Here is a 26,735-nt window from a genome sequence, read left to right on the forward strand (position 1 = left end):
CTATCCTTCCGTATCGGCCCAGGTCTCGAGCCAGCGGGCCGTGCGGAGCAGACGGCCGTCGTCGCCCCGCGGGCCGGTGAGTTGCACGCCCATCGGCAGGCCGGACCCGGAGACGAGAAGCGGCAGGGTGACTGCCGGGGTGCCGGTCAGGGTCCAGAGCCCGTTGAAGACCGGGTCGCCGGTCGTCTCGTGGCCGGGGGCAGGGCCGGGCGCGGCGGGACAGAGGATCGCATCGCAGCGCGCGAAGATCTCGGCCAGGGCGGCATAGAGCACGTCCGGCCAGTCGCATGCGGCGAGGTAATCGCGCGCGGCGATGCCGCGCCCCTCCTCGATGGCGGCACGGATCTCGGGGCCGAGCGTGTCGCCGCCGAGGCGCCAGTAGCGGTCGTAATGCCGCGACATCTCGGCGAGGTTGATGCGGCGGCGGGCGGGCGCGGCCTCGGCGAAGACGTCGGGCAGCTCCACCTCGAACACGCGATCGCCGAGCGCCTCGACGAGTTCGGCGAAGGCCGCGTGCAGCTCGGGATCGGCGGCATCCCAGCCCGGCGGGCGGAGGAAGGCGAAGGTCGGCGCGACGGGCGCGTCGGCGCGCGCCATGTCCAGAAGGTGCGGAACGGGACCCGGGATCGTGTGCCGATCGGTCGCGTCGTGGCCCATCAGCGCCTCCGCCAGGAGCGCGGCGCCGGTCACGTCGGCAGCGAAGACGCCCGGCGTGTCGAGGCTCGGCGACTGCATCAGGATGCCGCGCCGCGGAATCGTGCCGAAGCTCGGCTTGAAGCCGGTGACGCCGCAGAAGGAGGCCGGGCGGATGATCGAGCCGCCGGTCTGCGTGCCGATCGCTAGCGGCACCATCGCGTCGGCGACGGCGACCGCCGAACCGGCGGAGGAGCCGCCGGGCGTGCGGGACGGGTCGTGCGGATTGCGCGACGGGCTCGGGTCCATGAAGGCGAGCTCGGTCGTATGGGTCTTGCCCATCAGGACGGCACCGGCCTGTTTCAGGCGCTCGATGACGTAGGCGTCGCGGGTGGGCACGCGACCGGCATCCATCGGGGCACCGTTCGCGGTCGGGATCTTCGCCGTGTCGATGATGTCCTTCAGCCCTATGGGCAGGCCGTGCAGCGCACCGATCGGCCGGCCGGCGGTGCGATGCGCGTCGAGCCGCCGGGCCTGTTCCCGCGCGAACTCCGCGTCGAAGAAGGCCCAGGCGTGCAGGTCCGGTTCCCGCGCCTCGATCCGGGCGATGCAGGCCTCGGTCAGGTCGATGGCCGACAGGGCGCCCGAAGCCAGCCGGTCGCGCAGTTCCACCGCGCCCAGGGCCAGCAGGGCGGCGGAATCCGGAACATGGCGGGCCCTAGCTGCCATAGACCAGGTCCGGCAGGTAGAAGACGATCTGGGGGAACTGGTACATCAGGATCATCGAGACGAGCACGCAGAACAGGAACGGCATGACGCCCGCGAAGATCTGCGTCAGCCGTACCTCGGGCGGGGCGATGCCCTTGAGGTAGTAGGCCGACATCGCCATCGGTGGCGTCAGGAAGCTCGTCTGCAGGTTGAGCGCCACGAGGATGCCGAAGAACAGCGGGTCGATCTCGAAGAACTGCAGAAGCGGCAGGAAGATCGGAATGAAGATGATGATGATCTCCGACCATTCGAGCGGCCAGCCGAGTAGGAAGATGATGAGCTGCGCGAGGATCAGGAATTGGATCGGGGACAGGTTCAGCGACTGCACGAACTCGGAGATCACCGTCTCGCCGCCGAGATAGGAGAACACCGCCGAAAAGGTGTAGGAGCCGACGAACAGCCAGCAGACCATCGCCGTCGTGCGCACCGTCAGGTAGACGCTCTCCCGCATCCGCTGCCACGTCATCGCGCGGTAGAGGAACGCGAGCGCGATGCCGCCCAGCGCGCCGATCGAGGCGGCCTCCGTGGGTGTGGCGAGGCCGAAGAGGATCGAACCCAGCACCGCCATGATAAGGAAGGCCAACGGCAGGAACGAGGTGATCACCATCACGAGGAGCTTGCCGCCCGGGACGTCCGGCACCTCGTCGTCGGTCGGCCGCGGCGCGGAGGAGGGCTGCAGGATCGAGCGGCCGATCACGTAGACGAGGTAGAGCCCGACCAGAACCAGCCCCGGCAGGAGCGCCGCCGCGTAGAGCCGCACGATCGAGACGTTGGTGGCCGCCGCGTAGACGATCAGCATGATCGAGGGCGGGATCAGGATGCCGAGCGTGCCGCCGGCACAGATGATGCCCGACGCGAAGGACGGGTCGTAGCGTGCCTTGAGCATGGCGGGCAGGGCCAGCAGGCCCATCAGCGTCACCACCGCGCCGACGATGCCGGTCGCCGTCGCGAAGAGCGCGCAGGTGATGAGCGCCGCCACGCCCATCGAGCCGGGGACGTTCTTGGAGGCGATGTTGAGCGTGGAGAACAGCCGGTCGACGATGTTCGCCCGCTCCACGATGTAGCCCATGAACAGGAACAGCGGGACGGCGGTCAGCACCTCGTTCGACATGACCGTGAAGGTCTGGTTCACGAACAGGTCGAAGATGCGGTTGTCGAAATAGCCCTGTATCCAGGTCGACCACGAATCCCACGAGGTCGCGTTCTCGTCCAGGCGGTCGAAGACGCGCCACATCCGGCGCTCGTCGTAATAGGCGTAGTAGCCGAACCCGATCCCCATCGCCATCAGCGTGAAGGCGATCGGAAAGCCCAGGAAGACGAAGACGATGAACAGCCCCAGCATCAGCAGGGCGACTTGCGGATCGGTCATGGATGCGCGTCCTTCTCGGCCTTCGCCGCCTTCTGCAGAAGCAGGTCCTCGGTTTCGAACACGTCCTCGTCCGCTTCCAGCCAGACATTCGTGCGCATGGCGATGATGCAGCGACAGAGCTGTGCGATCCCCTGAACGAAGAGGAGGATGCCCGCCGCGACGATCACCGTCTTGAACTGGTAGATCGGGACGCCGGCGGGCGAGTTGACCGAGACCTCGCCGTAATCCCACGACCGCGCGGCATATTTCCAGCCGGCGAGGATCAGGGCGGTGACGCCGGGGAAGAAGAAGATGAGATAGAGGACGAAGTCGATCTTGGCCTGATTGCGCGGCTGCCAGAGGCGGTAGAGGAAGTCGCCCCGCACATGCCCCCCGCGCGACAGCGTGTAGGCCCCGCCCATCATGAAGAGCGTGCCGTACATGATGAAGGACACGTCGAGCGCCCAGGCCGTCGGGCTGTTGAGCACGTAGCGCACGAAGACCTCGTAGCCGGTGCCCACGGCCATCAGCACGATCAGCCAGGCGAAGGCCTTGCCGAACCAGGCCGACAGGCCGTCCGCGAAACGTATGAAGCCGATCATGTCATCCCTCCGGTCGCGAACGGGCCCCGGACGTCCGGTCCGGGGCCGCGTCGCATCGTCGTCCGTTCGCTCAGAGCGAGAGCTTGCCCGGGAAGAAGTGCTCGTAGGCGAGCCCGTAATCGGGCGCGTTCATGAGTTCGTAGAAGGCGACCTTCTCGGCCCAGGCGCGCTGGCTGTCGACGATCTTCTTGAACATCGCATCCTCCTCCAGCGAGGGCAGGATCTCCGACCAGGCCTCGATCTGGCCCTGCAGGATGTCCTGCGGCGTCCGCCGCACGGTCACGCCGGCCTCGTCCTGAAGCCATTGAAGGTCGTCGGAATAGCGCCGCATCGCCTTCGACGTGTTCGCCGTGGCCGAGGCCTCGACCCCGTAGCGCAGGATCGCCTGCAGGTCGGGCTCCAGATCCTCGTAGGTGAAGCGGTTGAACAGGAACTCGAACTGCTCGGCCGCCTGGTGATAGGAGGAAAGGTAGTAGTTCTTCGCCACGTCCTGCGCGCCGAAATCTCGGTCCGAGGAGGGGTTGTTGAACTCGAACGCGTCGATCACGCCGCGTTCCATCGCGGGGACGATCTCGCCGCCCGGAAGCTGCGCCACGGACATGCCCATCGTCTGCAACAGGTCGGCGGCCAGGCCCACGGTGCGGTACTTGAAGCCCTGGATGTCGGCGACCGAATTGACCTCGCCCTTGAACCAGCCGAAGGGCTGCGCGAACATCGGGAAGCCGAGAAGGCCGACGACGTCGAGGCCCAGTTCGTCCTGCGTGAGCTCCCGGTAGAGCTCCTCCCCGCCGCCCTCGTAGAACCAGCCGAGCATCGCCTGCGACGACGCGCCGAAGACCGGGCCGGTGCCGAAGAGGGAGGCGGACTTGGACTTGCCGTACCAGTAGGCGGACACGGAATGGGCGGCGTCGATCACGCCGTCGTTGACGGCATCCATCACCTGGAACGCCGCCACGACCGCGCCGGCGGGCAGCACGTCGATCTTCAGGCGGCCGCCCGACATCGCCTCGACCCGGTCGGCGTAGTCCTGCGCGAATTCCTGCCAGACGTTGTTGGCGCCCCAGGACGTCTGCATCTTAAGGACCATCGGGGCCTGCGCGAGGACCGCGGGTGCGGCCAGCGCGGTCCCGGCGGCCGCTGCCCCGCCGCCGATGGCGGTCTTGCGCAGGAACGACCGGCGGCTGAACTTGGACTCGGATTTCATTCGTGTACCTCCCTTGGTGTCTGACACCGACTTCCGATCCGGCGATCCTCCCGAGATCGAACGAATCCGGCGCTATAGGGCAGCTTATCGACCGCTAGGCAATAAGCAACCGGAAGGCCGCGTAAACCCGGGAGGGTTTTCGGCGTCGGGTCGGGCCCCTTTCGCCGGCCGGACCCGCCGGGCGGCGGGGCCCATCCGTGATCAGGTGCGCAGACGGGTCGTCCTGCCCGGATCCGCTCCTTCGGGCAGGTCGAAGAACTGCGGATGGGCCGCGACGATGTGCGGCAGGTCGTGGAGGATGGCGCGAAGATGCAGCCGGGCTGCACGTTCCGCCCCGTCGGGGTCGCCCGCGGCGATCGCCTCGACGATGAGGGCGTGCTGCGCCACCAGCTTGGGCGCGGGAAGCTGACCGAAGGACAGGAAGCGCACCCGGTCCATCTGTGCCTTGAGGCCCTGGACGCGCGACCAGATGCCCGCCTTGCCCGCGCCGCTGGCGAGTGCGCGGTGGAACGCGTCGTCCGCGGCGATGAAGGCCGGGGCGTCGCCCGGACCGAGGGCGCGCTGCCGATCGATCAGCGCGCGCAGCTCCGTCACCGTCGCGGGGTCCGGATCCTCCGCCAGCAATCGCACGATGTCGGCCTCGATCGCCTCGCGGAGGAACCGCGCGTCGTGCACCGAGGCGAGGGCGATCCGCGCCACCGAGGTGCTCCGCTGAGGCCGGATGGTGATGAGCCCCTCGAGCGCCAGCCGGATGAAGGCCTCGCGCACCGGCTGCCGGCTGACGCCGTAGCGTTGCGCCACCTCCGCCTCCGACAGCCGCTCCTCGGGACGCAGATCGTTGCGGATGATGCGATCGCGCAGGATGATATGGAGCTGCGGCACGATCGGAACGGCCGGGTTGATCGTCGCGCCTCGCGCTTCGGACGCATCCGTCATCCTGTCCCTCCCTCGCGGGGCGTTGCTACCATACTGGCATACCACTAACAATCGCAGCGCCGGGGCCGACTCGGCGGCCGATGGGGGAGGCGACATGCGGCAGACCTGGAGATGGTTCGGACCGGCGGATCAGGTGAGCATCGACGACGTGCGCGAGGCCGGGGCAGAGGGCATCGTGACCGCCCTCCACCACGTCCCGACCGGCACCGTCTGGACCGAGGCCGAGATCGCGGCGCGGAAGCGGGCCATCGCCACGCGGACGAACGGCCGGCCCTCCGGCCTGACCTGGGACGTGGTCGAAAGTCTGCCGGTGAGCGAGGCGATCAGGATGCAGTCCGGCGACTGGCAGGCGCATGTCGACGCCTGGCGCGAGAGCCTGCGCAACCTCGCCGCCGGCGGGCTCGAGACGATATGTTATAACTTCATGCCCGTCCTCGACTGGACGCGCACCGATCTGGCCCATGAGGTCGCCTCGGGCGCGACCTGCATGCGCTTCGACCTCGTCGATTTCGCGGCGTTCGACCTCTACGTGCTCGAACGCGACGGGGCCGGGGACGATTACGACGCGGCCCTGCAGGCCGAGGCGAAGGCGCGGTTCGACGCGATGTCCGAGGAGCGGCACATGGCGCTGGCGACGAACGTTGTGTTCGGCTTGCCGGGCGCGGCGGAGAACTTCTCGCTTCAGGACGTGAAGGCGCTTCTCGCCGATTACGCCGGCATGGGCGCGGATACGCTGCGCGGGCATCTGGTCGCTTTCCTCGAAGCGGTGACGCCGCTCGCCGAGGAACTCGGGATGCGGCTCTGCTGCCACCCGGACGACCCGCCGTTCCCGCTTCTGGGCCTGCCCCGGATCATGTCGACGGAGGCCGATTACCGGCAGGTGCTCGATGCGGTTCCGAGCCGCGCGAACGGCGTCACGCTCTGCACCGGCTCGCTCGGTGCGCGGCCCGACAACGACCTGCCGGGCATGGTCGAGCGGCTGGGCGACCGTATCCATTTCCTGCACCTGCGCAACGTCGCGCGTGAGAGCGACGCCGTGCGCGGCTCCTTCCACGAGGCCGAGCATCTGGGCGGCGACACCGACATGGTCGCCGTGATCCGCGCCGTTCTGGCCGAGGAGGCCCGGCGGCGGGACGAGGGCCGCGTCGACTGGTCGATCCCGTTCCGGCCCGATCACGGGCAGGACATTCTCGACGACAAGCGCCGCCACGCGCAGCCGGGCTATCCGGCGATCGGTCGCCTGAAGGGCCTGGCCGAGCTGCGCGGCGTGATGACGGCGCTCTCCGCCCGCTGACGCCCGCTCAGGTCTGGCGGGCGTCGACGGGGCCCATCTCGCGCAGCGAGCCGAGCTCGAGCGTCCGCCGCGCGGGCAGGGCGAAGCGGTCCACGCTGCGCTGCGCGTTGCGGGTCAGGAACACGAAAAGCCGGTCGAGCAGCGCGGCGACCGGTCCGACGCGGCCACACTCCGGCCGGATGCGGTCGCGCCCCGTGACATAGATGACGTCATCCGGACGCACCCCGATCTGACGCAGCGTCGGCCCGAGCAGGGACGGGACGTTCGTCACCTGCATGAACCCGGTCGAGATCACGACGCGCCAGGTATTGGCCTCGATCCGCTGCACCGCGATGCGTTCCTCGATTGGCACGCGCGGCCGCGGCCGGACGCGGACGGTGACGACGATCACGGTGCGGAACGTCGCGTTGAACAGCCGCTCGATCCGTTGCAGCGCGGAGGGGGTGCCCCGGCCCGGCGCGGCGAGGAAGACGGCCGACCGGTCGATCGCCGCGTGACCCCGTGCCGTCCGGCTGGCGAAATGCCCGATCGGTTCCGGTTCCTCGAACGGCTTCGTGCGGCGCAGCCCGCGCCGCCAGACATGCACGAGCAGGCAGGCCGCCAGCGCGAGGATCGTCGGCAGCCAGCCGCCGCTCGCGAACTTGCCGGCATTGGCCGAGACGAACATGACGTCGAGCCCGACGACGGGGATGGCGAGCGGGGCGAGGCGGGTCCAGGACCAGCCGAAGGCGAGACGCAGCGTCGCGACGAATGTGGTCGACGTGGCGAGCATCGCGAAGGCCACGGCCAGCCCGTAGGCATCGGCGAGCGCGGCCGAGGAACCGAAGCTCCAGACGACCGCGAGCGCCAGCAGGCCGACCATCGCGTTGACCAGCGCGATATAGACATGCGTGGCGTTCTCGTCGGAGGTCTGCCGGATCGCGAAGGGCGGCAGCAGGCCGAGCTGGATCGCCTGCCGGGTGATGCCGAAGATGCCGGTGATGACCGCCTGGCTGGCGATGATCGTGGCGAAGGTCGCGACGAAGACGAGGGGCAGGCGGAACGCGGCGGGAGCGAGCGTGTAGAACGGGTCGCGGATCGCCTCCGGGTCGGCGAGGAGCAGCGCGCCCTGGCCGAGATAGGTGAGCGCGAGGCCGGGCAGGGCGATGAGGAACCAGGCGCGGGCGATGGCCTGGCGGCCGAACTGCCCCAGATCGGCGTAGAGCGCCTCGCCCCCGGTGATCGCGAGGAACAAGGCGGCGATGACGACGGCGATCCCGTGCGGCGCGTGGGCGAGGCAAGCGAGCGCGTGGCGGGGGTCGAGCGCCTGCAGGATCGCGGGTTCGGCCACCAGCCCGCGCAGCCCGAGCGCGCCGAGAATGGCGAACCAGGCCAGCATCACCGGCCCGAACAGGCGCCCGATCCGGTCCGTCCCCGCGAGTTGCAGCGTGAAGAACGCCGCCAGCACCCCCATCGCGATCGGCGCGATCAGGTGCTCGATCGCCGGCCACGCGACGTTCAGCCCCTCGACCGCGCTCAGCACCGAGATCGCGGGGGTGATGACCGCATCCCCGAAGAGCATCGCCGCGCCGAGGACGGCCAGCGCGAAGAGCGCGTGCTTCCACCACGCCCGACCTTCCGGCTTGCGTTCGTGCAGTCGCAGCAGCGCCGCGAGGCTCAGGATGCCGCCCTCGCCCTCGTTGTCGACGCGCAGGATGACGTTCACGTAGATGACGCTGATCGAGATGATGAGCGCCCAGAGGATGAGCGAGACCGCCCCGAGCACCGCGCGCGGATCCTCGGGCCCGCCCGCGGCCAGCACCGTCTCGCGAAGGGCGTAGAGCGGGCTGGTTCCGATATCGCCGAACACCACGCCGAGTGCCCCGAGGGACAGGGCTGCGGGCACGGGGCGCGCGATCGTGTCTATGGTCGTCATGTGGGGGTCGGCTTCTGTGGTGGCGCGTCCGCTGCGCGGAGGCCTCGGAGTGCAAGCTCCGATCCGCCGTGGAGCGCGTATGTGGGGCTACAACGGTCGTTGCCAAGGCCCCCGGCGAGGAGAATTATCGCACCGGCGTCCGGGCGCCGATCCGCGGGGCCGGGCGGGCGTGGCCTGTGCCCTGCCGGGCCGTGGGCTTTGCCCGTGGCTAGGCCGCGCCGATCGCGACGAGATGGTTGTCCCACGCGACCCGGTGGAGCGCAGCACCGCCGGGATGCAGAACGCCGCCCAGCCCGTCGGTGAAGGCAAGACCGGCGCCCGCAGGCGCGGTGCCGCAGATGTCGGGGCGGTGGACGATGCGTGGCGGGACCGTGCCTTCGGCCGCATAGACATGCGCCACGCCGCCGCGCGGGCCGGTGATGGCGATCTCGCCGCCGTCGCCGCTGATCGCGACCGAACCGGCATAGCCCTGCAACACGGCCTGCGCCGCCTCGTCGGCCGCGTGCGTCCGGGGCATCTCGCCTTGGCGGTGCGTGGCGAGGAGCGGGACGATCCGTGCCGGGTCGCCCTCCCATTGCAGCGCCATCGCCAGCAGCCCGTCGGGCCGCGCGGCGATGTGGCGGATCGAGGCCCGTCGCAGCGCGGGGTCGAGCTCCACCGTCTCGACCACCGCGCCGTCCCGGACGTAGCTCAGGTTCGGCCGCATCGTGTCGAGGTTCAGCTTGTCGCGGTCGCTGCCCGGATGCGTGCGGATGCCGCCATTGGCGACGGCGAGCGTCTCGGTCCCGGGCAGGCGGATCACCTCGTGCGAGCCGATGCCGCCCGAGGGCATGTCGCCGATCCGCCGGTAGCCGCGATGCGCGTCCCAGAGCCCGAGCCGGCCCTCGCCGGTCGCGAAGGCGTTCTCCGTGGTCACGAGGATGCGGCCGTCGTCGAGATAGGCGCCGTGGCCGTAGAAGTGCCGGTCGGCGGGCGGCTCCAGCCGGTGGGTGACGGCCCCGGTCAGGCAGTCGAGGACGAGGCCGAAGCGCCCCGGGCGGCGGGCGATGGCCACGGCCACGGGTCGCGTCGGATGCGCCGCGGCGGCATGGCCGCGGTCGGGCAGGGACACGCGGAAGGCGATCTCGCCGGCGGCTGTCAGGCCACAGAGCGCGTAGCTCCCGTCGGGCCGCTTCGCGGCGGCGAGGAAGGCGGGCGCGCCGGCCTCGGCCCAGCTCGGCGCGGGGATGGAAGCGGCGGCCGCGGCGGCGAGGAAGTGGCGGCGGGACAGCATCAGTCGCCATCCGCCGAGTTGAAGCCGGTGCCGACGCCGAGGGCCGCGCCGATCTCCTCGGCGGCGATGGCGCGGGCGTCGCGCACTGTCGATTGCAGTGCCTCCACGCGGAACCGGCCCATCGGGTCCTCCACGCCGGCGAGGGAAGGGTCGTCGAGTGCTTCCGCTTCTTCGACGGCGCGGGCCAGCGCGGCATCGGTCCGCGGCGCCTCCGCGAGCGTCGCCGCGAGTTCGCGCAGCGAGGTCAGCGCGGTGCGGATCATCGGCAGTGACATCTCCGAGCGGTAAAGCGCGGCCTGACGCGGGCGCGGGCCCTCGAACGTGCCGAGCGGGCGGCCGAGATCCTGATCGGCGATCCGCTCGATCCCCGCGAGGAGGGCGGTGAAGAGCGCGCGGTTCACTTCGTCGGGGGCGAGGAAGCGGGTGTTGCCCGGCCCGCCGGGGTCGCGCATCAGATCCGCGAAGCCGCCCCGCCATTCGTCCCGGATCCCCCCCGCCGTCGCGGCGAGGTCGTCGGCGAGCGCCCGCGCCAGGGCGCAGGGTTCGGCGTCGTCCTCCCAGATCAGCCGCTCCAGCGCGCCGAGGCCGCGCGCGGCGACGGAGGCGCGCGCGACCGCCTCGGGCGTCCAGGCCTCCGCACCCTGCTGCGTGAGAAGCCGCAGGCCGCGCCCGGTCGCGTCGCGCTCGTCGGGCCAGAACAGGATGGCGCGGGCGCGGCCCTCCTCCTCCGCCGGGCCGAGCGTCAGATGCGCGACCCCGGCCCAAGCCTGCGCGGCCCCGGCGAAGGCCGGACGCAAGACGGCCGGGTCGCATTCCGCGCCAGCCAGTGTCTGCGTCGCCTCGGCCAGCGTGTCCATGCGCGGCAGGACGTGGCGGTCGAGCGCCGCGTCGATATCGGCGAAGGCGGGACCGGCAAGGCTCGCGAGGAACGCGGCCGTGAGCGTGAGGGATCTCATAGCGACTCCAGAAAGGCTTCGAGCGCGGCCCGGTCGGCTTCGGTGAAGGTGGCGTAGCGGTCGCGGGCGGCGCGGCCCTCGCCATCGTGCCACAGGATCGCCTCCGACAGCGAGCGGGCGCGGCCGTCGTGAAGATATTGCCGGTGGCCCGAGACCTGCTCGGTCAGGCCGATCCCCCAGAGCGGCGGCGTGCGCCATTCCGCGCCGCTGGCCTGACCGGCCGGCAGGCCGTCGGCGAGACCGGGTCCCATGTCGTGAAGAAGGAAGTCGGAATAGGGCCAGATCAGCTGGAAGCTCTGCTCCGCCCGGTCGGCGAGCCGGTGGGTGACGTATTTCGGCACGTGGCAGGACGGGCAGCCGGCCTCGTGGAACAGTTCCTTGCCGCGCAGGACCTGCGGGTCCTCCACACGGGCGCGCTTCGGCACGGCGAGGTTGCGGGTATAGAAGGTGACGAGGTCGAGGCTGTCGCCGGAAATCTCGTACCCGCCCTGCTCGGGGTCGGCGCCCTGACGGGCCCCGCGGCAGGCGCGTTGCGCTTCGGTACAATCGCCGGCGGGGTCGGGGCGCAGCGGGGAGGCGATGCCGATATCGGCATTGAACGCGTCCGCCGCCTGCTGCCGCAGGGTGGGGGTGGTCGCCCGCACGCCGAAGCGTCCCAGCATCCAGGTCTCGTATTCCGGCGACCAGACGACGTTCGGCCGGCCCGAAATGCCGTCGCCGTCGAGATCGTCCGGGTCGGCATGGGCGAGGATATCGGCAGCCGGGATCGCTTCCGCCAGCCCCAGCCCGATCATCTGCGGCGCGACGCGCGGGCTCGTCGCCGTGTGCGGATCGAGCGGCCCGTAGGCGAGATCCGCAAGATGCCAGTCCGGGCGTCGGAGCGTCACCGTCTCGCCGCCGGGCAGGTCGACCCGCCCGGCCTCGACCCAGGACACCGCGACCCGCGCCTCGGCCGGCACCCCGGCGATGGAGGCGTCGGAGAGCTGATGGCCGTAGACCGGATCGGGCCCGGCGCCGAGATAGCGGGTGAGTTCGTCCACCGGCACCTCGGGCACGCCCAGCCGGACGACGAGCGAGGTCGCATCGTCCGCCGGTCCCGCCGGCGCGTGGCCGCGCCCGTCCTTGACGTGGCAATCCTGACAGGAACGCGCATTGAACATCGGGCCGAGGCCGTCGGAAGCGAGGGTCGAGGCGGGCGCGGTCACCCAGAGCCGTTCGAAGAGGCCGTTGCCGAGCGCGAACTCGCCGCGCTGCGCGAAGTCCAGATCGGCCTGCGGCTGGCTGAACGCTTCCGCGTCGCCGCGGCGGCGGACGCTGCCCGCGCCGCCCTGATTGGCCTCGAAGCGCTCGGGTGCGTCGAAGCTGTCCGGGGGCGCGGTGATCGCGGCCACACGCGCGGCCTCCACCTCGGTGCGCGGCACGATGTCCAGATGCGGTTCGCCGATATCCGCGACGGACTGCGCCGAAACCGGAACGGCGGTTGCGAACAGCAGACAGGTCAGGCGAATGAGCGCTTTCATTGCCGCACGTTTCTGACTATATCGCTCGGGTATCAAGACCCGATCGTGCGAAAGGTGCTCGATGCCCGCCTTGCAGTTACGCCCCGTCGCACGACCCGATCCCGTATCCCCCATGATCGCCCTGCTGCGCCTGGCCGCGCTCGAATGCCGTGCCGCGCCGCGGGCCGATCTGCATGCCTGCACGGTGCTCGCGCCGGAAGCGGACGCCGCGGACTTCGCCGTCGCGCTGGCCCGCGCGCTCCCGTCCGCGACGGCCCGGCGGGTCGTCCTGTGGCGGCCGGGTGCGGAGGGCCTGTCCTTCGACGAGACGTGGATTCTTGCCTTGGCGGCGGCGCTGCGACGGGGCGACCGGGACAGCGTGCGGTTTCTGACCGGACGGCGCGTGCGACCCGAGGCGGTCCCGGTGCTGCGGCTCCTGCTATCGGGGCTGGCGCGGAACTTGGAATCGTTCTAAACGTTCCCATATCCTGAACCGGGCGAGCCAGCATCCCGCCAGCCAGCTCACGCACCCATTCAAGGAGGTCCATCATGGCCCAGACCGCATCCGACCTATCGACCGACGCCAGCGTCGAGATCGCCGCCGCCCTGAACCAGGCGCTGGCGGAGACCGTTGTGACCACCATGCTGGCGCAGAACTTCCACTGGAACGTGACCGGCATGTCCTTCGGTCCGCTGCACGAGTTGTTCCAGATGATCTACGAGGACCACTTCACCGGCCAGGACGACCTCGCCGAGCGGGTCCGCGCGATCGGCGAGACGGCCGAGGGCAAGCTCGCCGTGCATCTCGAGCGCTCGAAGGTGACCGAGGGTGACGCGCATGCCGAGGACCGGGAGATGATCCGCCACCTGGCGGAGGCGCAGGAGACGATCGGCGCGACGCTCGCCGGCCTTTCGGAGCTCGCCGCGAAGCATGGCGACGTCCGCACCGAGGATCTCGCCATCGAGCGGGGACGGGCCCACGACAAGTTCGCCTGGATGCTGCGCGCCCATCTGAACTGAGGCCGCGCCTCCGGGAACGCGTATTCGACCGATGACATGCCATTGCCGGCTGAAAGACCGGCGGTGGCGTCCTCGTTTCCAGGTTGGCTTCTAGCCGGCGTCGCGGGCGGCTTTCGGGACGGGGACGCCCTTCTTCAGACAGCGTTTCAGATAGGCCGGGCGCCAATGCGTGTAGCGCCCCATCGCCTGCTGCTGCGCGACGACGAGCGCGACGAAATCCGCCATCGCGCCCCCGTGCTTCTTCAGCCCTTTGCCGATCTTCTTCTGGCCCTTGGTCATCGAGCAGCCGATGCAATGCGCGCCGGCCGGGCCGGGGCGTTTGAACTTGCACACGCCGATGCAGGGGGTGGGGGTCTTGGCCATCATGTCCTCCGTAGGGCGAACGCCGCCAATGACCTCGGGCACCGGCGGCGGATCGTCGCGCCTTACTGGAAGACCGCGTCCGGATCGTCGAGGCTGTCCGACCCTTCGAACGCGATCTGCGGCCGGCCGAGCGCCGCCACCGCCCGTTCGATCTCGCGCGTCTGCGCGATGAGCCCGTCGATCGCAGCCTGGATCAGCGCGCCGCCGGCCTCGTTCGACGGGTCGAGCATCATGTCGTAGGGCATTCCCGCCTCGGCGGCGACCTTCATCTCCATCATCTCGAACTGCGTCGCGTCGAGCGCGGCGCCGAGGGCCCCGGCCACCGCGGGATCGCGCTCGGTGAGCAGATCCTCGAGCGAGGCCCCTTCAGTCACCGTGCCGTCACTGGCGACATAGGCGCCGCGATAGACGTTCCGGATGCCGAGCGCGTCGTAGAAATGGTCGTTATGGGTGTTGTCGGCGAAGCAGGAATGCTCTTCCTCCGGGTCGTTCAGCAAGAGGCCGAGTTGCATCCGCTCGCCCGCCTGCTCCCCGTAGGAGAGCGAGCCCATGCCGGTCAGGATGCGGTTGACGCCCTCGGGATCCGCCAGAACCTCCTCACGTGCGGCGCCGTTCTCGGCCCAGTTCGCGGCCATCTCCTCGAGGTCGGAGACGAGCAGGTCGGTCGCGGCCTTCAGATAGGCCCCGCGCCGGTCGCAATTGCCGTTGGTACAGGCGTCGTCCGTCGCGAAATCCGTCCAGGGCCGCTCGCCGGCGGAGGCGTCGTAGGCGCCGATATCCTGACCCCAGAGCAGGAACTCGACGGCGTGGTAGCCGGTCGCGACGTTGGCTTCCGCCCCGTCCGCCTCGTGCAGCGTGTCGCGCAGCAGGGCGGGGGTGATCTCCGTCGCGTCGATCTCCCGGCCCGAGAGCGTGATGGTCGGATTGGCGATGACGTTGAGGCCCGCGGCGGGGTTGGCGTCGGTTCCCTCCGCCGGTGCGGACCCTTCGGCGGCGACGTAGTCGATCAGCCCCTCGTCGAGCGGCCAGGCGTTCACCTGACCCTCCCACTCGTCCACGATCGGATTGCCGAAGCGATAGACCTCGGTCTGCTGGTAGGGCACGCGCGCCGCGAGCCAGGCCGCGCGCGCCGCGTGCAATCCTTCGGGCGACGGCGCGGCAAGGAACACGTCCACCGCCGTCTGCAGGTCGCGGGCGGTGGCGAGACTGTCGCCATAGGCGGCCGCCGCGATGTCGGCATAGGTGGCGAGCACCTCCGCCTCCTCGACGGCGAAAGCGGGACCGGCCAGCAGGGCGCAGAGAGCGGTGGTGGTCAGGATACGCATGGAAACTCCTAAGGTCAGTGAATCTGTCGGGACGGCGCGGTCGCGACACGGTGATCGCGCCGCCAGCCGGCGGTCAGGCGCAGGAGCGCGATGCCGGCGCGTTCGGCGGTCTGGACGGCGGAAAGCAGGCGGTCGCCCGGCACGAGCAGCGACAGGACGAACATCGCGTCCTCCCGTTCGCCCCGGGCGGCGAGGGTCACGACCTGCGCGATCACGGCCTCGTCCGCGCCGACGCAGCGGCAGGTGACGGCATGGCGCATGACCGGCCGGCGGGTGCCCGAGGTGAGGAGGGCGGCGAAGTCGGCCCAGGCCTCGCGCGCCATGTCGCCGCCGGCCGGCCCGAACGCCTCCGCGAAGACGCCTTCGACGCGGGTGCGGCCCTCCGGGCCGTCGAACCAGTCGCGAAGCAGCATCACGCCGAGCGCCTGCGCGCCGTCCATCGCCTGCAGGTCCGCGACGGTCGCCGCACCGGGATTGGGCGGCGGGGTGAGGGGATCGTGCAGGCTCATTTCGTCAGGATCAGCTTACCGGCGCGCGTCAGGCGCAGCAGATACGTCTCCTCGCCCAGCACGATCCGGGCGGTCCGGCTGCAGTTCAGCAGGTCCTCGGCCCGGTAGACGGGACCGGGCTCGCCCGGCGCGGGGGGGTGCGTCGCGCCGTTCACGACGGCCTCCACCGCAGGAGCGTTTCGCGGGGGTCATCCTCGAATGTCTCGGTTCGTCCGGTCCAGGTCATCTCGCCTCCGTCTGGATTGGCCCGTCGCGACGGGCTGGATCCGGGCTCGCCTGCAACGCCGCCGGCTGGCTGGGATACCTATTCCTGACAAAAGCAGTCGGAGTTGGCAAGCAGGTTCGCGACGCAGGGCGACCACCGCGCTTCAAAGCCCGGGAAATGCTGCGAAGCTTCGTCCGATGCCGTCAGCGCGCGCGCCAGTTCTCCAGCGCCGGCACGGTTTCCGCTGCCGAGTCGAGCATCCGGTCGAGCAGGGACCAGAAGAACGCATCGCCCGGATAGCCTTCCATCCGGTCGATCTCGATGCCGTCCTCCACCAGCACGAAGGTCGGCGTGACGACGAGCCGCCCGCCGAGTTCGAGATCTTCGGGCAGGGGGTCGTGGATGTCGACACGTCGGAGCGGCGCGGCGCGTCCCTCGGGGGATTTCGGGTAGATCGGCGCGATCTCCGCGTTCCAGCGCGCGCACCAGATGCAGCCGATCTCCTCCCCCATCACCAGTTCGACCTCGGCCCGCGCGGGCAGGGCGGCCAGACCGGCGAGCAGGACGAGGCGGAGCAGGACGCGCATGGTTGCGAGGTAGGCGCGCCGCCCCGCTGCGGCAAGCCGGCGCTCGGGCGCTTTGCCGTTTCCGTCGCGCCCGCCGGCCGCTAGAGGTGGCAACGCCCGTTCCGACCGAAAGGACCCGTCATGCTCCGCTCGACCCTCGCCGCCCTCGCCGTCACCGCGACCGCCGCCACGGCGCAGGAGGTCGCGATCGAAACCTACGATGGCAGCGTCGCGGATGCGGCCTTCGCGGTGGAAAACGCGATCACCGGGATGGGGCTCCGCATCGTCTTCACCGGCAATGTGGGCGAGATGCTGGAGGAGACCGGGGAACAATTCGGGCTGGGCCCCTCGCCGGTGGGGCCGGATGCCAAGACCTTCATGTTCTGCTCGATGACGGCCGGTCGGGACGCGATCGTGGCGGACCCGGCCAATCTGGCGAACTGCCCGCTCAGCATCTTCGTGGCGGAGATCGACGGCGGGGCGGTGATCGGGCACCGCGTCTACGCGGAGGAGACGATGGCCCCGCTCAACGACCTCCTGGACGAGATCGTGACCGAGGCCGCCGCCTGGTAGGTCAGGTCTCGACCGGCAGGCCGGCCTTCTTCCAGCCGGCCATCCCGCCCTCGATCACCGTGGCGTCGTAACCCATCCGTCGCAGCGTGTCCGCAGCCATCGCCGCCCGGCCACCGGCGGCGCAGAGCACGTGGACACGTCCGTTCCCCATCCGCTCGGTTAGACGGGACTCGGCGGTCTCGGCCGTGGCGTCCGCGCGCATCTCGAGCGTGCCGCGCGGCACGAGGAACGCGCCGGGCACCGCGCCCGACTGGCCGAGCTCCGCCGGCTCGCGCACGTCGAGGATGAGCTCGCCCGAGCCTTGCGCCTCCTCCGGCGTGACGGTGGCGACGTTGGCCCGGGCCTCGGCGACGAGGTCCTTCATGGTCGATGGCATGTGCGGTTCTCCCTTGTGTTCGCGCGTCAGGCGAAGGCCCGACGGCTCTTGATGATTTCCTCGAGATGCTGGGCGTCTTCCTCGACGAGCTTCGCGCGTTCGAGATAGAGCTTCTTGCTGACGTCGTGGGCGGAGGAGCGTTCGGCCATCTGCCGCAGCAAAGCCGTGCGCCCCTTGTGCGCCCGCAGCAGGTCGAACAGGTCGTGGTCCAACGCCTCCTCCTGCACCGCGCTCAGCGGCTCGATGGTGTAGGCATGTCCGGTATGGCAGTGGAAGCGCGTGGGCAAGCCGTCCCTGATCTCCCAGAGTACGCCGTCGCAATGCGGACAATTGTAGGGCGACAGCTCTCCCAGACGTTCCTCGTTCGACATGCTGGCGCCCTCCAAGCTGGCGATCTTCAGTTCGAGCCTGATTTCCATTCGGATTTCGCGCGCCGGGCCGCAGGGTTGGCCCGCAATCTCGGCGAGACGCGTCGCGAGCCGGTCGAGCGGCACCGCCTTGAGCGTGGCGCGCGGCATGTCGGGGCTGTCGCCGGTGTCGGGATGCTGTATCAGCACGCGCTTGCCGCAGCGCGCGATGGCTTGCGCACCCGCCGCGCCGTCGTTCATAAGCCTGGAGAGCACGACCGCGACCGTCCGGCTCGACCGGTAGACCGCCGCCGAACGGAACCGCGGGTCGATCGCAGGCCGGAAGTTGTTCTCGTGGGCGCCCCGGTGCAGGTGGATGTGGTTTCGGCCATCATCATGTACTTGTCGAGCAGGGCGAAGACGATCTCGCCCTCGCGGATCGGATCGTTCTCGGCCCCCTCCTTCAGCGGCAGGTCGCTTTAGGGCGCGAGAAGTTCGGCGCCGCACATGTCCGACATCGTCGAGTGGTGCTTGCAGACGAACAGGGCCGCCGGCAGGTCCGCCGGCAGGCCGGGCAACAGCATCTTCAACGCCTCGAAGCTTCCCGCGACCCGCCGATTACGATCGTGTCATGGATGTCGCTCCGCATAACCGTGTCCGTTCGGCCCTCATTTGTCATATTCACAGCCAAACCGGCTCGTTTGATTATCAGATATTAAGCCGTGAGGCGAGCTGAACGACGATCAGGCGGCCCAGACCGATCCCTCCGTCGACGAGGGTACGGACGATCGCTTCCCCGTCGTCGGTACCTGAGCGTCCGCGGGCGGGCTGGGGGCGTTGAGCGAGATGCTCGCCTAGGTACGCCCCGGCGGCGAGGCGGCCTGCGTCGTGGTCCAACATCTCGCCGCGGATCAAAAGTCGTTGCTACACGAATTGCTGCAGAACCACTGCAAGGTCCTAGTCGCGTAGATCGCCTTGGACGAGCCGATCGAGGCCGGGCGGATCTACGTCGTGCCGCCTGGCAAGCTTGCCGAGGTACGCAATAACCGCCTGCATCTGATCACCCGGCCGGAGACCGATAAGCTGTTCCGCCCGATCGACCATTTCTTCGACAGCCTCGCGATGGGGCGGGGCCGCAACGGCTATTGCGTCGTGCTGTCGGGAACCGGGTCGGACGGGTCCGCCGGCCTGCGGGCCGTGAAGGCGGCCGGCGGCTTCGCGATCGCGCAGGAAAGCGGCAACGCGCGGTTTCCCTGCATGCGCGACTCGGCGGTCGCGACCGGGCTGATCGTATTCATGCTGCCCGGCCCGGCCATCGTGCCGCGGCTGGAAGAGATCATGTGTCACCGCCGGAGCATCGACGACGACGTCCGCCGCGAACAGATGCGAGCCGGAATCGAGCGGGCGCTTCCGGCGATCACCGACAAGCTGCGCGAGGTGACCGGGCACGACTTCTCGGACTACAAGCGGGGCACGATGATCCGCCGGATCGAACGGCGAATGATGTTGATGCGGATCGACGACGTCCGGTCCTTCGTCGATCGGCTGACCGACGAGGAGCACGAGGCCAGCGTTCTGGGTCAGGAGTTCCTGATCGATGTCATCGCGTTCCTCCGTGACCCGGATGCTTTCGAGGCCCTGCGTCAAAAGGTTATTACGCCAGCGCTTGACCGCGAGGGCGTCGGGTGCGTGTCTGGGTGCGCGGCTGCTCCAGCGGGGAGGAGGCCTATCTGATTGCGATACTGTTCCTCACGGAGATGAAGGCGCGCGACGACCGTCGCCCGCTGCGGATCTTCGGAACCGACATCGACACCCACGCGCTCCTCGCCGCGCGTTACGGGCTCTACAGCGCGGCATCGGCCGCCGCGCTCGGCGAGGACCGGCTGGCGCGGTTCTTCCAGGTCGAGAGCGGGCAGTACCGGGCGCGGCCCGAGCTGCGCGAGGTCTGCGTCTTCGCGCCCCACAACATGGTGCAGGACCCGCCCTTCTCGCGGCTCGACCTGATTTCCTGCCGTAACCTGATGATCTACCTGTCGTCGGACCTGCAGCGGCGCGTCATGCCACGGTTCCATTTCTCGCTGAAGCCGCACGGCTACCTGTTCCTCGGGCCGTCCGAGGGGATCGCCGGCGACGACCGTCTTTTCGACGTCGTCGACAAGTCGCATCGCCTGTTTCGTCGCAACGACGAGATCGAGCCGAGCTATTCCTCGCTCACCGATCCGCTGCCGCGCGCGCGCGACAGCAAGGCGATGGGACGCGGGCGTGGGCCGTCGGGCACCGAGATGCCGCAGACGGCGACGCGGGAAGTGGCCGCCGAGCGGGAGTTCCTGCGCCGCTATGCCGCGCCCTTCGCCGTCGTGTCCCGGGCGGGGGAGGTGCGCTACCTGTCGCACGGCATGACCCGGTTCGCCCGGCCGGCGCAGGGCACGCCGTCGAACCAGATCGACACGTTCCTCGCCGGCGAACTCCGGGTGCCGACGCGGACCGCGCTCGCCGCCGCGGACGAGGGCGGTGAAGAGCACACGATCCCCGGCGTTCTCGTCCGCCAGCCGGAGGGCGAGCCGCAGGTCTTCGACGTGTCCGCCGCGCCGATGCGCTCGGGCACCGACGAGTTCCTCGTCGTGCTGAGCGGCGTGCGCGCGACCGACGTGCAGAGCATCGGCGCGGTCGTCGAGACCCGCGACTCTGTCGATCGCGACATCCTCGAACAGGAGAACGTCCGCCTGCGCCGCCAGCTCTCCGCCGCGTTGCAGGAATACGAGACCAGCGGTCAGGAGCTCAAGAGCACCAACGAGGAGCTCATGAGCATGAACGAGGAGCTGCAGAGCTCCAACGAGGAGCTCGAGACCTCCCGCGAGGAGCTGCAGTCGATCAACGAGGAACTCGAGACCGTCAACGCCGAGCTGCGCGAGAACAACCGCCAGCTCATGCGCGCGAACTCGGACCTGAAGAACCTGTTCGAGAGCACCGACGTCGCCGTGCTGTTCCTCGATCGCAATTTCTGCGTGCGCAACTACACCCCCGCCACGACCGTTCTCTACGGTGTGCGCCAGCGCGACATCGGGCGGCCGATCTTCGATCTGAGCTCCCGGATCGAATATCCCCAGCTCAAGTCCGACGCCGAGACGGTGGACGCCACGCTGCAGCCGATCGACCGGGAGGTTCGGATCGAGAGTTCGGACGAGACGTTCCTGCTGCGGATGAAGCCGTACCGGACGACCGACGACCGGATCGACGGCTACGTCCTGTCCTTCGTGGACATCACCGCGCGCACGCGGACCGAAGCGGTGCTCGAGCAGAACCGTCGCAACCTCGCAGAGCAATATGCCGAGCTCGAGAACCTCTACGACACCACGCCGGTCGGCCTGTCGCTGATCGATCGGGACTTCCGGTACATCCGCATCAACGAGACGCTCGCGCGGATCAACGGCATCACCGTCGCCGACCATATCGGCAAACGCTTCCAGGACCTGCTGCCGAAACTCGCCGACGAGATGACCGGACTGTACCGGGAGGTCTTCGACACCGGCGAGCCGCATCTCGGCATGGAGATCCACGCATCGCTGCCCTCGGCGCCCTACGACGTGCGCGACTTCATCAGCGACCTCTACCCGGTCTTCGTCGACGGGAAAGTCCGGTTCGTCGGCACCTGCGTGCGCGAGGTGACGGACCTGACCCGCATGATCCACCGGGTCGCGCAGCAGAACCAGAGCCAGCGCCTGCTCCTCGCCGAGTTGCAGCACCGGGTGAAGAACACGCTTGCGACGATCCGCGCCATTTCCCGGATGCTTCTGAAGGGCGCGACGGATGCCGAGGATTTCCACCTTCGGCTGAGCGACCGGCTGACCGCCATCGCCCGCACGCACGATCTGCTGACGGATGCGGACTGGAGCACGGCGCAACTGCGCGACATCATCCTGTCGGAGGCCAGTCCCTATCAGCGCGACGACCGCAACAGCGTCCGCATCACCGGACCCGCGGTCCCCCTCGACGCGAAACAGGCGCTCGCCCTCGGCATGGCGATCCACGAACTGATGACGAACGCGGCCAAGTACGGCGCGTTGTCGAACGATACCGGTCGCATCAACATCGCGCTCGAATACGACGAGGAGACCGGGAGGAAGTCGATCAGGTGGACGGAGGTCGGCGGGCCGCCGGTCGGCGACCCCGGCGGCCGGCAGGGATTCGGGACCGTCGTGATCGAACGGGTGCTGAAGGCCGATATCGGCGCAGAGATCGAAACGAATTATGCGCCCGGCGGGTTACAAGTCACGGCAACGTTCTGAACAACAGGGAAGACGGCACCTTGAGCGATCACGACATTCTCGTTCTGGAAGACGAATCGCTCATCGCGATCGACATCGAAATGACGCTCGACGGGGCCGGCTACCGGGACGTCCGGGTGTTTCACGACGCGGATTCCGCCGCGAGCTACCTGTCGGCCGCCCGGCCGCGCGCCGCCCTTCTCGACATGAATCTCGGCAACGGCCAGACCAGCGTCGGAATCGCCAGCCAGCTCGAATCCGCGGGTGTGCCGTTCCTCTTCCTCACCGGGTACACCAATTCCACGGTGGACCTGCCCGAACCCCTCGCCGCGCACCGCAAGCTCACCAAGCCCTTCAACGACGACACGTTGCTGCGCGAACTGCAAAAGCTCCTGGAAGCGGGAGATGCCGCACCCTGAGGCGAACCGGTCCGCGTGGCATTGCGGTCGCGCGCCGCAATCTCCACGATGCGCCCGAAACGGGGCGACGGGGAGACCGGCATGTATCTTGGAATGGATTTGGGCACGTCGGGACTGAAGGCCATCCTGACCGACGCGGACGGACGCGTCATCGACGGGGTGGAGCGGCCCTACGGCAACCCGCATCCGCATCCGGGCTGGTCCGAGCAGGACCCGGCGGACTGGATCGCGGCCTGCGAGGCGGCGATCGACGAATTGCAGGCCAGGCACGGCGACGCGATCGCCGCGTTGCGCGGCATCGGGCTCAGCGGCCAGATGCACGGCGCGACGCTCCTGGATGCGGACGACGCGGTCCTGCGGCCCTGCATCCTGTGGAACGACACCCGCTCGGCGGCGGAGGCCGCCCGGCTCGACGCAGTGCCGGGCATTCGCGACATCACGGGCAACATCGTCTTCCCCGGCTTCACCGCGCCGAAGCTCCTGTGGGTGAAGGCGCACGAGCCGGAGGTCTTCGCCCGCATCGCCAAGGTCCTGCTGCCCAAGGACTACCTGCGCTTCTGGCTGACCGGCGGCCACGTCGGCGACATGTCCGACAGCGCCGGCACGTCCTGGCTCGACACCGGCGCGCGCGCGTGGTCGGACGCGGCGCTCGAGGCGGGGCACATGCGGCGCGACCAGATGCCCGATCTCTGCGAAGGGAGCGAGGTCAGCGGCGACCTGCGAGAAACGCTGCGGCAGCGCTGGGGCATCTCCGGTCGGGTGGTCGTCGCCGGCGGGGCGGGCGACAACGCCGCCGCGGCCTGCGGGGCGGGGTGCTTCGCGGAAGGGCAGGGGTTCCTGTCGCTCGGCACGTCCGGGGTGCTGCTCGCGGCGAAGGACAGCTACGCGCCCGACCCGGCCTCGGCGGTGCACACCTTCTGCCACGCCGTGCCCGACCGCTGGTACCAGATGGGGGTGATCCTCGCCGCCACCGATTGCCTGAACTGGCTGTCCCGCAATGTGGGTACCGCGGCGGGCGAATTGATGGGGAAGCTGCCGGACAAGGTTTCCGGCCCGTCCGACCTGACGTTCCTGCCGTATCTCTCGGGCGAGCGGACGCCGCATAACGACGCCCGGATGCGCGGGGCCTTCGTCGGGCTCGACGTGGCGCACGACACCACCGACATGACGCAGGCGGTGGTCGAGGGCGTGTCCTTCGCGCTGCGCGATTGCCTCGCGGCGCTGGAGGGGACGGGAACGAAGCTCGACCACCTCATCGCGATGGGCGGCGGCGCGCGGTCGCGCTACTGGCTGGAGACGCTGGCCAGCGTGCTGAACCTGCCGCTCGGCATTCCGGCGGGCGGCGAGTTCGGCGGCGCGCTCGGCGCGGCGCGGCTCGCCATCGCGGCGGAGACCGGGGCCGATCCGGCCGCCATCATGACCCCGCCGGAGATCGGCGAGACGATCGAGCCCCGCGCCGACCTGACCGAGCGCTACGGCGCCGCATGGCAGCGATACCGCGCCCTGTATCCGGCGATCTCGGGCGCGACGGCCTGATCCCGGTCACTTCGCGGCGCGGTTCACCCGGTGTACCGCGCCGGCCGCGACCGGCTGCCAGGGCGACATAGTGCCGTCGGGCCAGGTCACGCGCAATTCCGCCCGCTCCGCGGACCCGAGCCCGAAATGCAGCGGCACGAGGCTGCCGCTGACATGCCCGCCTCCGACCGTGCGCTCCCGCGTCTGTACGAGGTCGCCGACGCGCAGCTCCACGAATGCGCCCACGGCATAGGCGTTCGGCCCGTCCTGTCGCGGATCGACGGCGAGCCAGTTCCCCGTTCCCTCGGTCGCGTTCTGCCAGACTTCGAGCGGCGCACGGCGGTTCACCACGACGAGGTCGAGACGCCCGTCCCCGTTCAGGTCGGCGAAGCCGGCGCCACGCGACCGCTCCGTCGTGGCGATCCCCGCGACGTCCGCCCGCTCCGCGAAGGTCCCGTCGGCCTGCTGCATCAGAAGGTTGTTCGGGTCCGCCATCGCCAGCCCCGGCATCTGGTCGACATTGCCCTTGGCGATGAAGAGGTCGGGCCGCGTGTCGTTGTCCACGTCCGCGAACTCCGCGTGCCAGCCGGTGGAGGGGCGCCCGTCGCCGCCGGTGAAGGGCCGCTGCGCGAAGGTGCCGGTCTCGTAGGGAACGATCTCGAACCGCTCGCCGTCATTCGTCATCAGCATCTGGTCGCCCATCGAGGTCAGGAACACCTCCGGCAGCCCGTCGCCGGTCAGGTCGCGGCTGGCGATGCCCATGCCCCACAGCATCAGCGGATCCCACCCGTCCTCGGGACCGAGTTCCCGCAGCGGATCGAGCGACCACATCTGCTCGTAGCCGTCGCGGATATAATATTGCCGGTCGTTGGAAATCCGCAGCATCGGCCGCCCGTCCCGGCGCCAGTCCGAGATCAGCATCGACAGCGGGCAGAAGCCCGGTTCGAGCGGCACCGGGACGCCGTAACGCCGCCCCTCCGGTCGGAGCAGCCAGTTCGTGTCGCATGTGCCGAACGGCCCCTCGGGATCGTCCGCGTCGACGTAGTTCCCGATCGCCAGCGTCGGCAGCGCGGCGTCCCCCTCCCAGGTCGCGGCGAAGGCCGTGGACCATTCCTCGCCCGCGGGGAGCTCCCACGCCGCGGTCGCGTCAGAGAAGGTACAATCCCCGTGGCCGCGTAGCGCCACGTTCGGGCCGTTGCGCAGGACCATGAGGTCCACGATCGCATCGCCGTCGAGATCGAGCGGATAGGCCCCGGTCACGCCGGCAAGCCCGCCCATCTCGCCTGGTTCGAACCGGATCGTCCCTTCGGGTTCGGACGTGTTGACGAGAAGCGTGGCGGGCGCCTCTCCGCCGGCAGCGAACAGGTCCGATCGTCCGTCGCCGTTGCAGTCGAAGAGGGCGACGCCGCCGCCCACGAAATGCGCCCAGCCCCCGAGATATTCGTGGCTGACGGGCAGGGCGGCCGCCCGATCGACAAATCGCGGTTCCGCGGCCGCGACCGGCCCGGCGAGGCAAGATGTGACCGCTAACAGGATTGACGCCACGTCGTGACGCGTCGGACAGGATTTCGGCATCTTCCGGCATGGTCCCGGACCGGGTTTCAGTTTGACGCGCACGGCTTTCCTGAGCATGGTCTGCGCCGAGGCGAAGAACGCCGCAGCGGTCGAACCATACCGCGACAGAGTCTGGGAGGACATCCGAATGATGAAAAGAACCGTTCTGGCGAGCGCCACCGCGATCGCCACCCTCGCCACGTCCGGCGCCGTCCTGGCGCAGGACGGCCCGACGATCGGCGTCAGCTGGTCGAACTTCCAGGAGGAGCGCTGGAAGACCGACGAGGCCGCCATCAAGGAGGCACTCGACGCCGCCGGCGCGACCTACATCTCCGCCGACGCGCAGGCCTCCGCCGCCAAGCAGCTCACCGATATCGAGGCCCTGATCACCCAGGGCGCCGACGCCCTCATCATCCTCGCGATGGACAAGGACGCGATCGGCCCGGCGATCCAGGCCGCCGACGACAACGGCATTCCCGTCGTGGGCTACGACCGCCTGATCGAGGACGAGCGCGCCTTCTACATCACCTTCGACAACAAGGGCGTCGGCCGCATCATCGCCGAGACGGTGACCGAGGCGCAGCCGGAGGGCAACTTCGCCATCATCAAGGGTGATCCGGGCGACCCGAACGCGCTGTTCCTGCTCGAGGGCATGATGGAAGTGATCGGCGACGACGTCGAAGCCGGCACGATCAATATCGCCTGCGAGTCCTTCACCGATGGCTGGCAGCCCAACAACGCGCAGCAGAACATGGAGCAGTGCCTGACGCAGACCGGCAACGAGATCGACGCGGTCCTGGCCGAGAACGACGGCATGGCCGGCGGCGTGATCGCGGCGCTCTCCGATCAGGGCATGGAAGGGCTGCCGGTGGGCGGACAGGACGGCGACCTCGCTGCTTTGAACCGCGTCGCGCGCGGCACGCAGACCGTCTCGGTCTGGAAGAACTCGAACGAGCTCGGAAAGCGCGCCGCCGAGATCGCCGTCTCGCTTGCGGAAGGGACGGCCATGTCCGACGTCGAGGGGGCCGAGCAATGGTCCGGCGGCGAGAAGGGCGTGGAGATGAGCGCCATCTTCCTCGAGCCGACTCCGATCACGCAGGACAACCTGAACGAGGTGATCGATGCCGGTCACATCAGCCAGGAACAGGCCTGCGAGGGCGCCGAGGCCGGCGTCGCCGCCTGCGAAGGCTGATCGCGATGGTCCCGGTGCCGACGACGCCGGGACCTGCCCGCCGGGGCCGATCGGTCCCGGCGGTCGAGACTTTCCCCG

The 26,735-nt window shown here is 69.5% G+C and carries 26 protein-coding genes; 9 read left to right on the plus strand and 17 right to left on the minus strand.

The window, feature by feature from the left end; genetic code table 11:
- The 5 genes from Q1A87_RS10310 to Q1A87_RS10330 form a co-directional block, all read right to left on the minus strand.
- Positions 1–1,362: an amidase gene (locus Q1A87_RS10310; protein WP_299650743.1), complete on the minus strand. Its 1,362-nt coding sequence runs from the start codon at positions 1,360–1,362 to the stop codon at positions 1–3.
- A complete protein-coding gene (locus Q1A87_RS10315; protein WP_299650746.1) occupies positions 1,352–2,770 on the minus strand; it encodes a TRAP transporter large permease subunit in 1,419 nt (472 codons plus the stop codon). The genes Q1A87_RS10310 and Q1A87_RS10315 overlap by 11 nt, the downstream gene beginning before the upstream one ends.
- Entirely contained in the window at positions 2,767–3,351 is a 585-nt protein-coding gene (locus tag Q1A87_RS10320) for a TRAP transporter small permease subunit (RefSeq protein WP_299650749.1), read from the minus strand. The genes Q1A87_RS10315 and Q1A87_RS10320 overlap by 4 nt, the downstream gene beginning before the upstream one ends.
- Before the next feature lie 70 nt (positions 3,352–3,421).
- Complete coding sequence (locus tag Q1A87_RS10325) at positions 3,422–4,555, minus strand: TRAP transporter substrate-binding protein (RefSeq protein WP_299650752.1); 1,134 nt, start codon at positions 4,553–4,555, stop codon at positions 3,422–3,424.
- A gap of 201 nt (positions 4,556–4,756) precedes the next feature.
- A complete protein-coding gene (locus Q1A87_RS10330) occupies positions 4,757–5,491 on the minus strand; it encodes a GntR family transcriptional regulator (RefSeq protein WP_299650755.1) in 735 nt (244 codons plus the stop codon).
- Between the two features lie 94 nt (positions 5,492–5,585).
- Here Q1A87_RS10330 and uxuA point away from each other — a divergent pair, with 94 nt between their 5' ends.
- Complete coding sequence (uxuA, locus tag Q1A87_RS10335; RefSeq protein WP_299650757.1) at positions 5,586–6,785, plus strand: mannonate dehydratase; 1,200 nt, start codon at positions 5,586–5,588, stop codon at positions 6,783–6,785.
- A gap of 7 nt (positions 6,786–6,792) precedes the next feature.
- On the opposite strand, the gene Q1A87_RS10340 is transcribed toward uxuA, so the two are convergent.
- The 4 genes from Q1A87_RS10340 to Q1A87_RS10355 all read right to left on the minus strand — a co-directional run bounded on the left by Q1A87_RS10340 (position 6,793) and on the right by Q1A87_RS10355 (position 12,449).
- Positions 6,793–8,700 (minus strand): KUP/HAK/KT family potassium transporter, encoded by a 1,908-nt coding sequence (locus tag Q1A87_RS10340; protein WP_299650759.1) that lies wholly within the window; start codon positions 8,698–8,700, stop codon positions 6,793–6,795.
- A 208-nt stretch (positions 8,701–8,908) separates the two neighbouring features.
- On the minus strand, positions 8,909–9,973 hold the full coding sequence (locus Q1A87_RS10345; RefSeq protein ID WP_299650761.1) for a DUF1513 domain-containing protein: 1,065 nt from the start codon (positions 9,971–9,973) through the stop codon (positions 8,909–8,911).
- Positions 9,973–10,929, minus strand: a complete 957-nt coding sequence (locus tag Q1A87_RS10350) for an imelysin family protein (RefSeq protein ID WP_299650763.1) — start codon at positions 10,927–10,929, stop codon at positions 9,973–9,975. Before Q1A87_RS10350 ends, Q1A87_RS10345 begins: the two co-directional genes overlap by 1 nt.
- On the minus strand, positions 10,926–12,449 hold the full coding sequence (locus Q1A87_RS10355; protein ID WP_299650765.1) for a di-heme oxidoredictase family protein: 1,524 nt from the start codon (positions 12,447–12,449) through the stop codon (positions 10,926–10,928). Before Q1A87_RS10355 ends, Q1A87_RS10350 begins: the two co-directional genes overlap by 4 nt.
- A 112-nt stretch (positions 12,450–12,561) precedes the next feature.
- Between Q1A87_RS10355 and Q1A87_RS10360 the strand changes: the two genes are divergently transcribed.
- The gene (locus Q1A87_RS10360; RefSeq protein WP_299650767.1) at positions 12,562–12,903 is read left to right on the plus strand and encodes a hypothetical protein; all 342 of its coding nucleotides are present in this window, start codon (positions 12,562–12,564) and stop codon (positions 12,901–12,903) included.
- 74 nt (positions 12,904–12,977) lie between these two features.
- Complete coding sequence (locus tag Q1A87_RS10365) at positions 12,978–13,448, plus strand: DNA starvation/stationary phase protection protein (RefSeq protein WP_299650769.1); 471 nt, start codon at positions 12,978–12,980, stop codon at positions 13,446–13,448.
- Positions 13,449–13,538: 90 nt separating this feature from the next.
- Here the strand turns inward: Q1A87_RS10365 and Q1A87_RS10370 are convergent, their stop codons facing one another.
- The 5 genes from Q1A87_RS10370 to Q1A87_RS10390 form a co-directional block, all read right to left on the minus strand.
- Positions 13,539–13,811, minus strand: a complete 273-nt coding sequence (locus tag Q1A87_RS10370; RefSeq protein WP_299650771.1) for a DUF1289 domain-containing protein — start codon at positions 13,809–13,811, stop codon at positions 13,539–13,541.
- Positions 13,812–13,873: 62 nt separating this feature from the next.
- Positions 13,874–15,136 carry an imelysin family protein gene (locus Q1A87_RS10375; protein WP_299650773.1) on the minus strand — a complete coding sequence of 421 codons (1,263 nt, stop codon included), beginning with the start codon at positions 15,134–15,136 and terminating at the stop codon, positions 13,874–13,876.
- A 14-nt stretch (positions 15,137–15,150) separates the two neighbouring features.
- Positions 15,151–15,645, minus strand: coding sequence for a hypothetical protein (locus Q1A87_RS10380; RefSeq protein WP_299650775.1), 495 nt, complete (start codon positions 15,643–15,645; stop codon positions 15,151–15,153).
- Positions 15,642–15,800: a hemin uptake protein HemP gene (locus Q1A87_RS10385; protein WP_299650777.1), complete on the minus strand. Its 159-nt coding sequence runs from the start codon at positions 15,798–15,800 to the stop codon at positions 15,642–15,644. Before Q1A87_RS10385 ends, Q1A87_RS10380 begins: the two co-directional genes overlap by 4 nt.
- Positions 15,801–16,053: 253 nt before the next feature.
- Entirely contained in the window at positions 16,054–16,437 is a 384-nt protein-coding gene (locus Q1A87_RS10390; RefSeq protein WP_299651029.1) for a hypothetical protein, read from the minus strand.
- A 120-nt stretch (positions 16,438–16,557) separates the two neighbouring features.
- Between Q1A87_RS10390 and Q1A87_RS10395 the strand changes: the two genes are divergently transcribed.
- A complete protein-coding gene (locus tag Q1A87_RS10395; RefSeq protein ID WP_299650779.1) occupies positions 16,558–16,989 on the plus strand; it encodes a DUF302 domain-containing protein in 432 nt (143 codons plus the stop codon).
- A 1-nt stretch (position 16,990) separates the two neighbouring features.
- Here the strand turns inward: Q1A87_RS10395 and Q1A87_RS10400 are convergent, their stop codons facing one another.
- Both Q1A87_RS10400 and Q1A87_RS10405 read right to left on the minus strand, forming a co-directional pair.
- On the minus strand, positions 16,991–17,365 hold the full coding sequence (locus tag Q1A87_RS10400) for a rhodanese-like domain-containing protein (RefSeq protein ID WP_299650781.1): 375 nt from the start codon (positions 17,363–17,365) through the stop codon (positions 16,991–16,993).
- A 26-nt stretch (positions 17,366–17,391) separates the two neighbouring features.
- Positions 17,392–18,219, minus strand: coding sequence for a chemotaxis protein CheB (locus tag Q1A87_RS10405; protein ID WP_299650783.1), 828 nt, complete (start codon positions 18,217–18,219; stop codon positions 17,392–17,394).
- 468 nt (positions 18,220–18,687) lie between these two features.
- Here Q1A87_RS10405 and Q1A87_RS10410 point away from each other — a divergent pair, with 468 nt between their 5' ends.
- From Q1A87_RS10410 to xylB, 4 genes are all read left to right on the plus strand, one after another.
- A complete protein-coding gene (locus Q1A87_RS10410; RefSeq protein ID WP_299650785.1) occupies positions 18,688–19,446 on the plus strand; it encodes a chemotaxis protein CheB in 759 nt (252 codons plus the stop codon).
- Positions 19,398–21,998: a CheR family methyltransferase gene (locus Q1A87_RS10415; protein WP_299650787.1), complete on the plus strand. Its 2,601-nt coding sequence runs from the start codon at positions 19,398–19,400 to the stop codon at positions 21,996–21,998. Before Q1A87_RS10410 ends, Q1A87_RS10415 begins: the two co-directional genes overlap by 49 nt.
- Before the next feature lie 20 nt (positions 21,999–22,018).
- Positions 22,019–22,396: a response regulator gene (locus tag Q1A87_RS10420; RefSeq protein WP_299650789.1), complete on the plus strand. Its 378-nt coding sequence runs from the start codon at positions 22,019–22,021 to the stop codon at positions 22,394–22,396.
- Positions 22,397–22,477: 81 nt separating this feature from the next.
- Positions 22,478–23,932: a xylulokinase gene (xylB, locus tag Q1A87_RS10425; protein ID WP_299650791.1), complete on the plus strand. Its 1,455-nt coding sequence runs from the start codon at positions 22,478–22,480 to the stop codon at positions 23,930–23,932.
- A gap of 6 nt (positions 23,933–23,938) precedes the next feature.
- Here xylB and Q1A87_RS10430 read toward each other — a convergent pair whose 3' ends face one another.
- Positions 23,939–25,456, minus strand: coding sequence for an FG-GAP-like repeat-containing protein (locus Q1A87_RS10430; protein WP_299650793.1), 1,518 nt, complete (start codon positions 25,454–25,456; stop codon positions 23,939–23,941).
- 160 nt (positions 25,457–25,616) lie between these two features.
- On the opposite strand from Q1A87_RS10430, the gene Q1A87_RS10435 reads away from it, so the two are divergent.
- On the plus strand, positions 25,617–26,657 hold the full coding sequence (locus tag Q1A87_RS10435; RefSeq protein ID WP_299651032.1) for a substrate-binding domain-containing protein: 1,041 nt from the start codon (positions 25,617–25,619) through the stop codon (positions 26,655–26,657).
- The last annotated feature ends 78 nt before the right edge of the window (positions 26,658–26,735 follow it).

It is taken from the genome of uncultured Jannaschia sp. (genome assembly GCF_947494055.1).
In the GTDB taxonomy this organism is placed as follows: Bacteria; Pseudomonadota; Alphaproteobacteria; order Rhodobacterales; family Rhodobacteraceae; genus Jannaschia.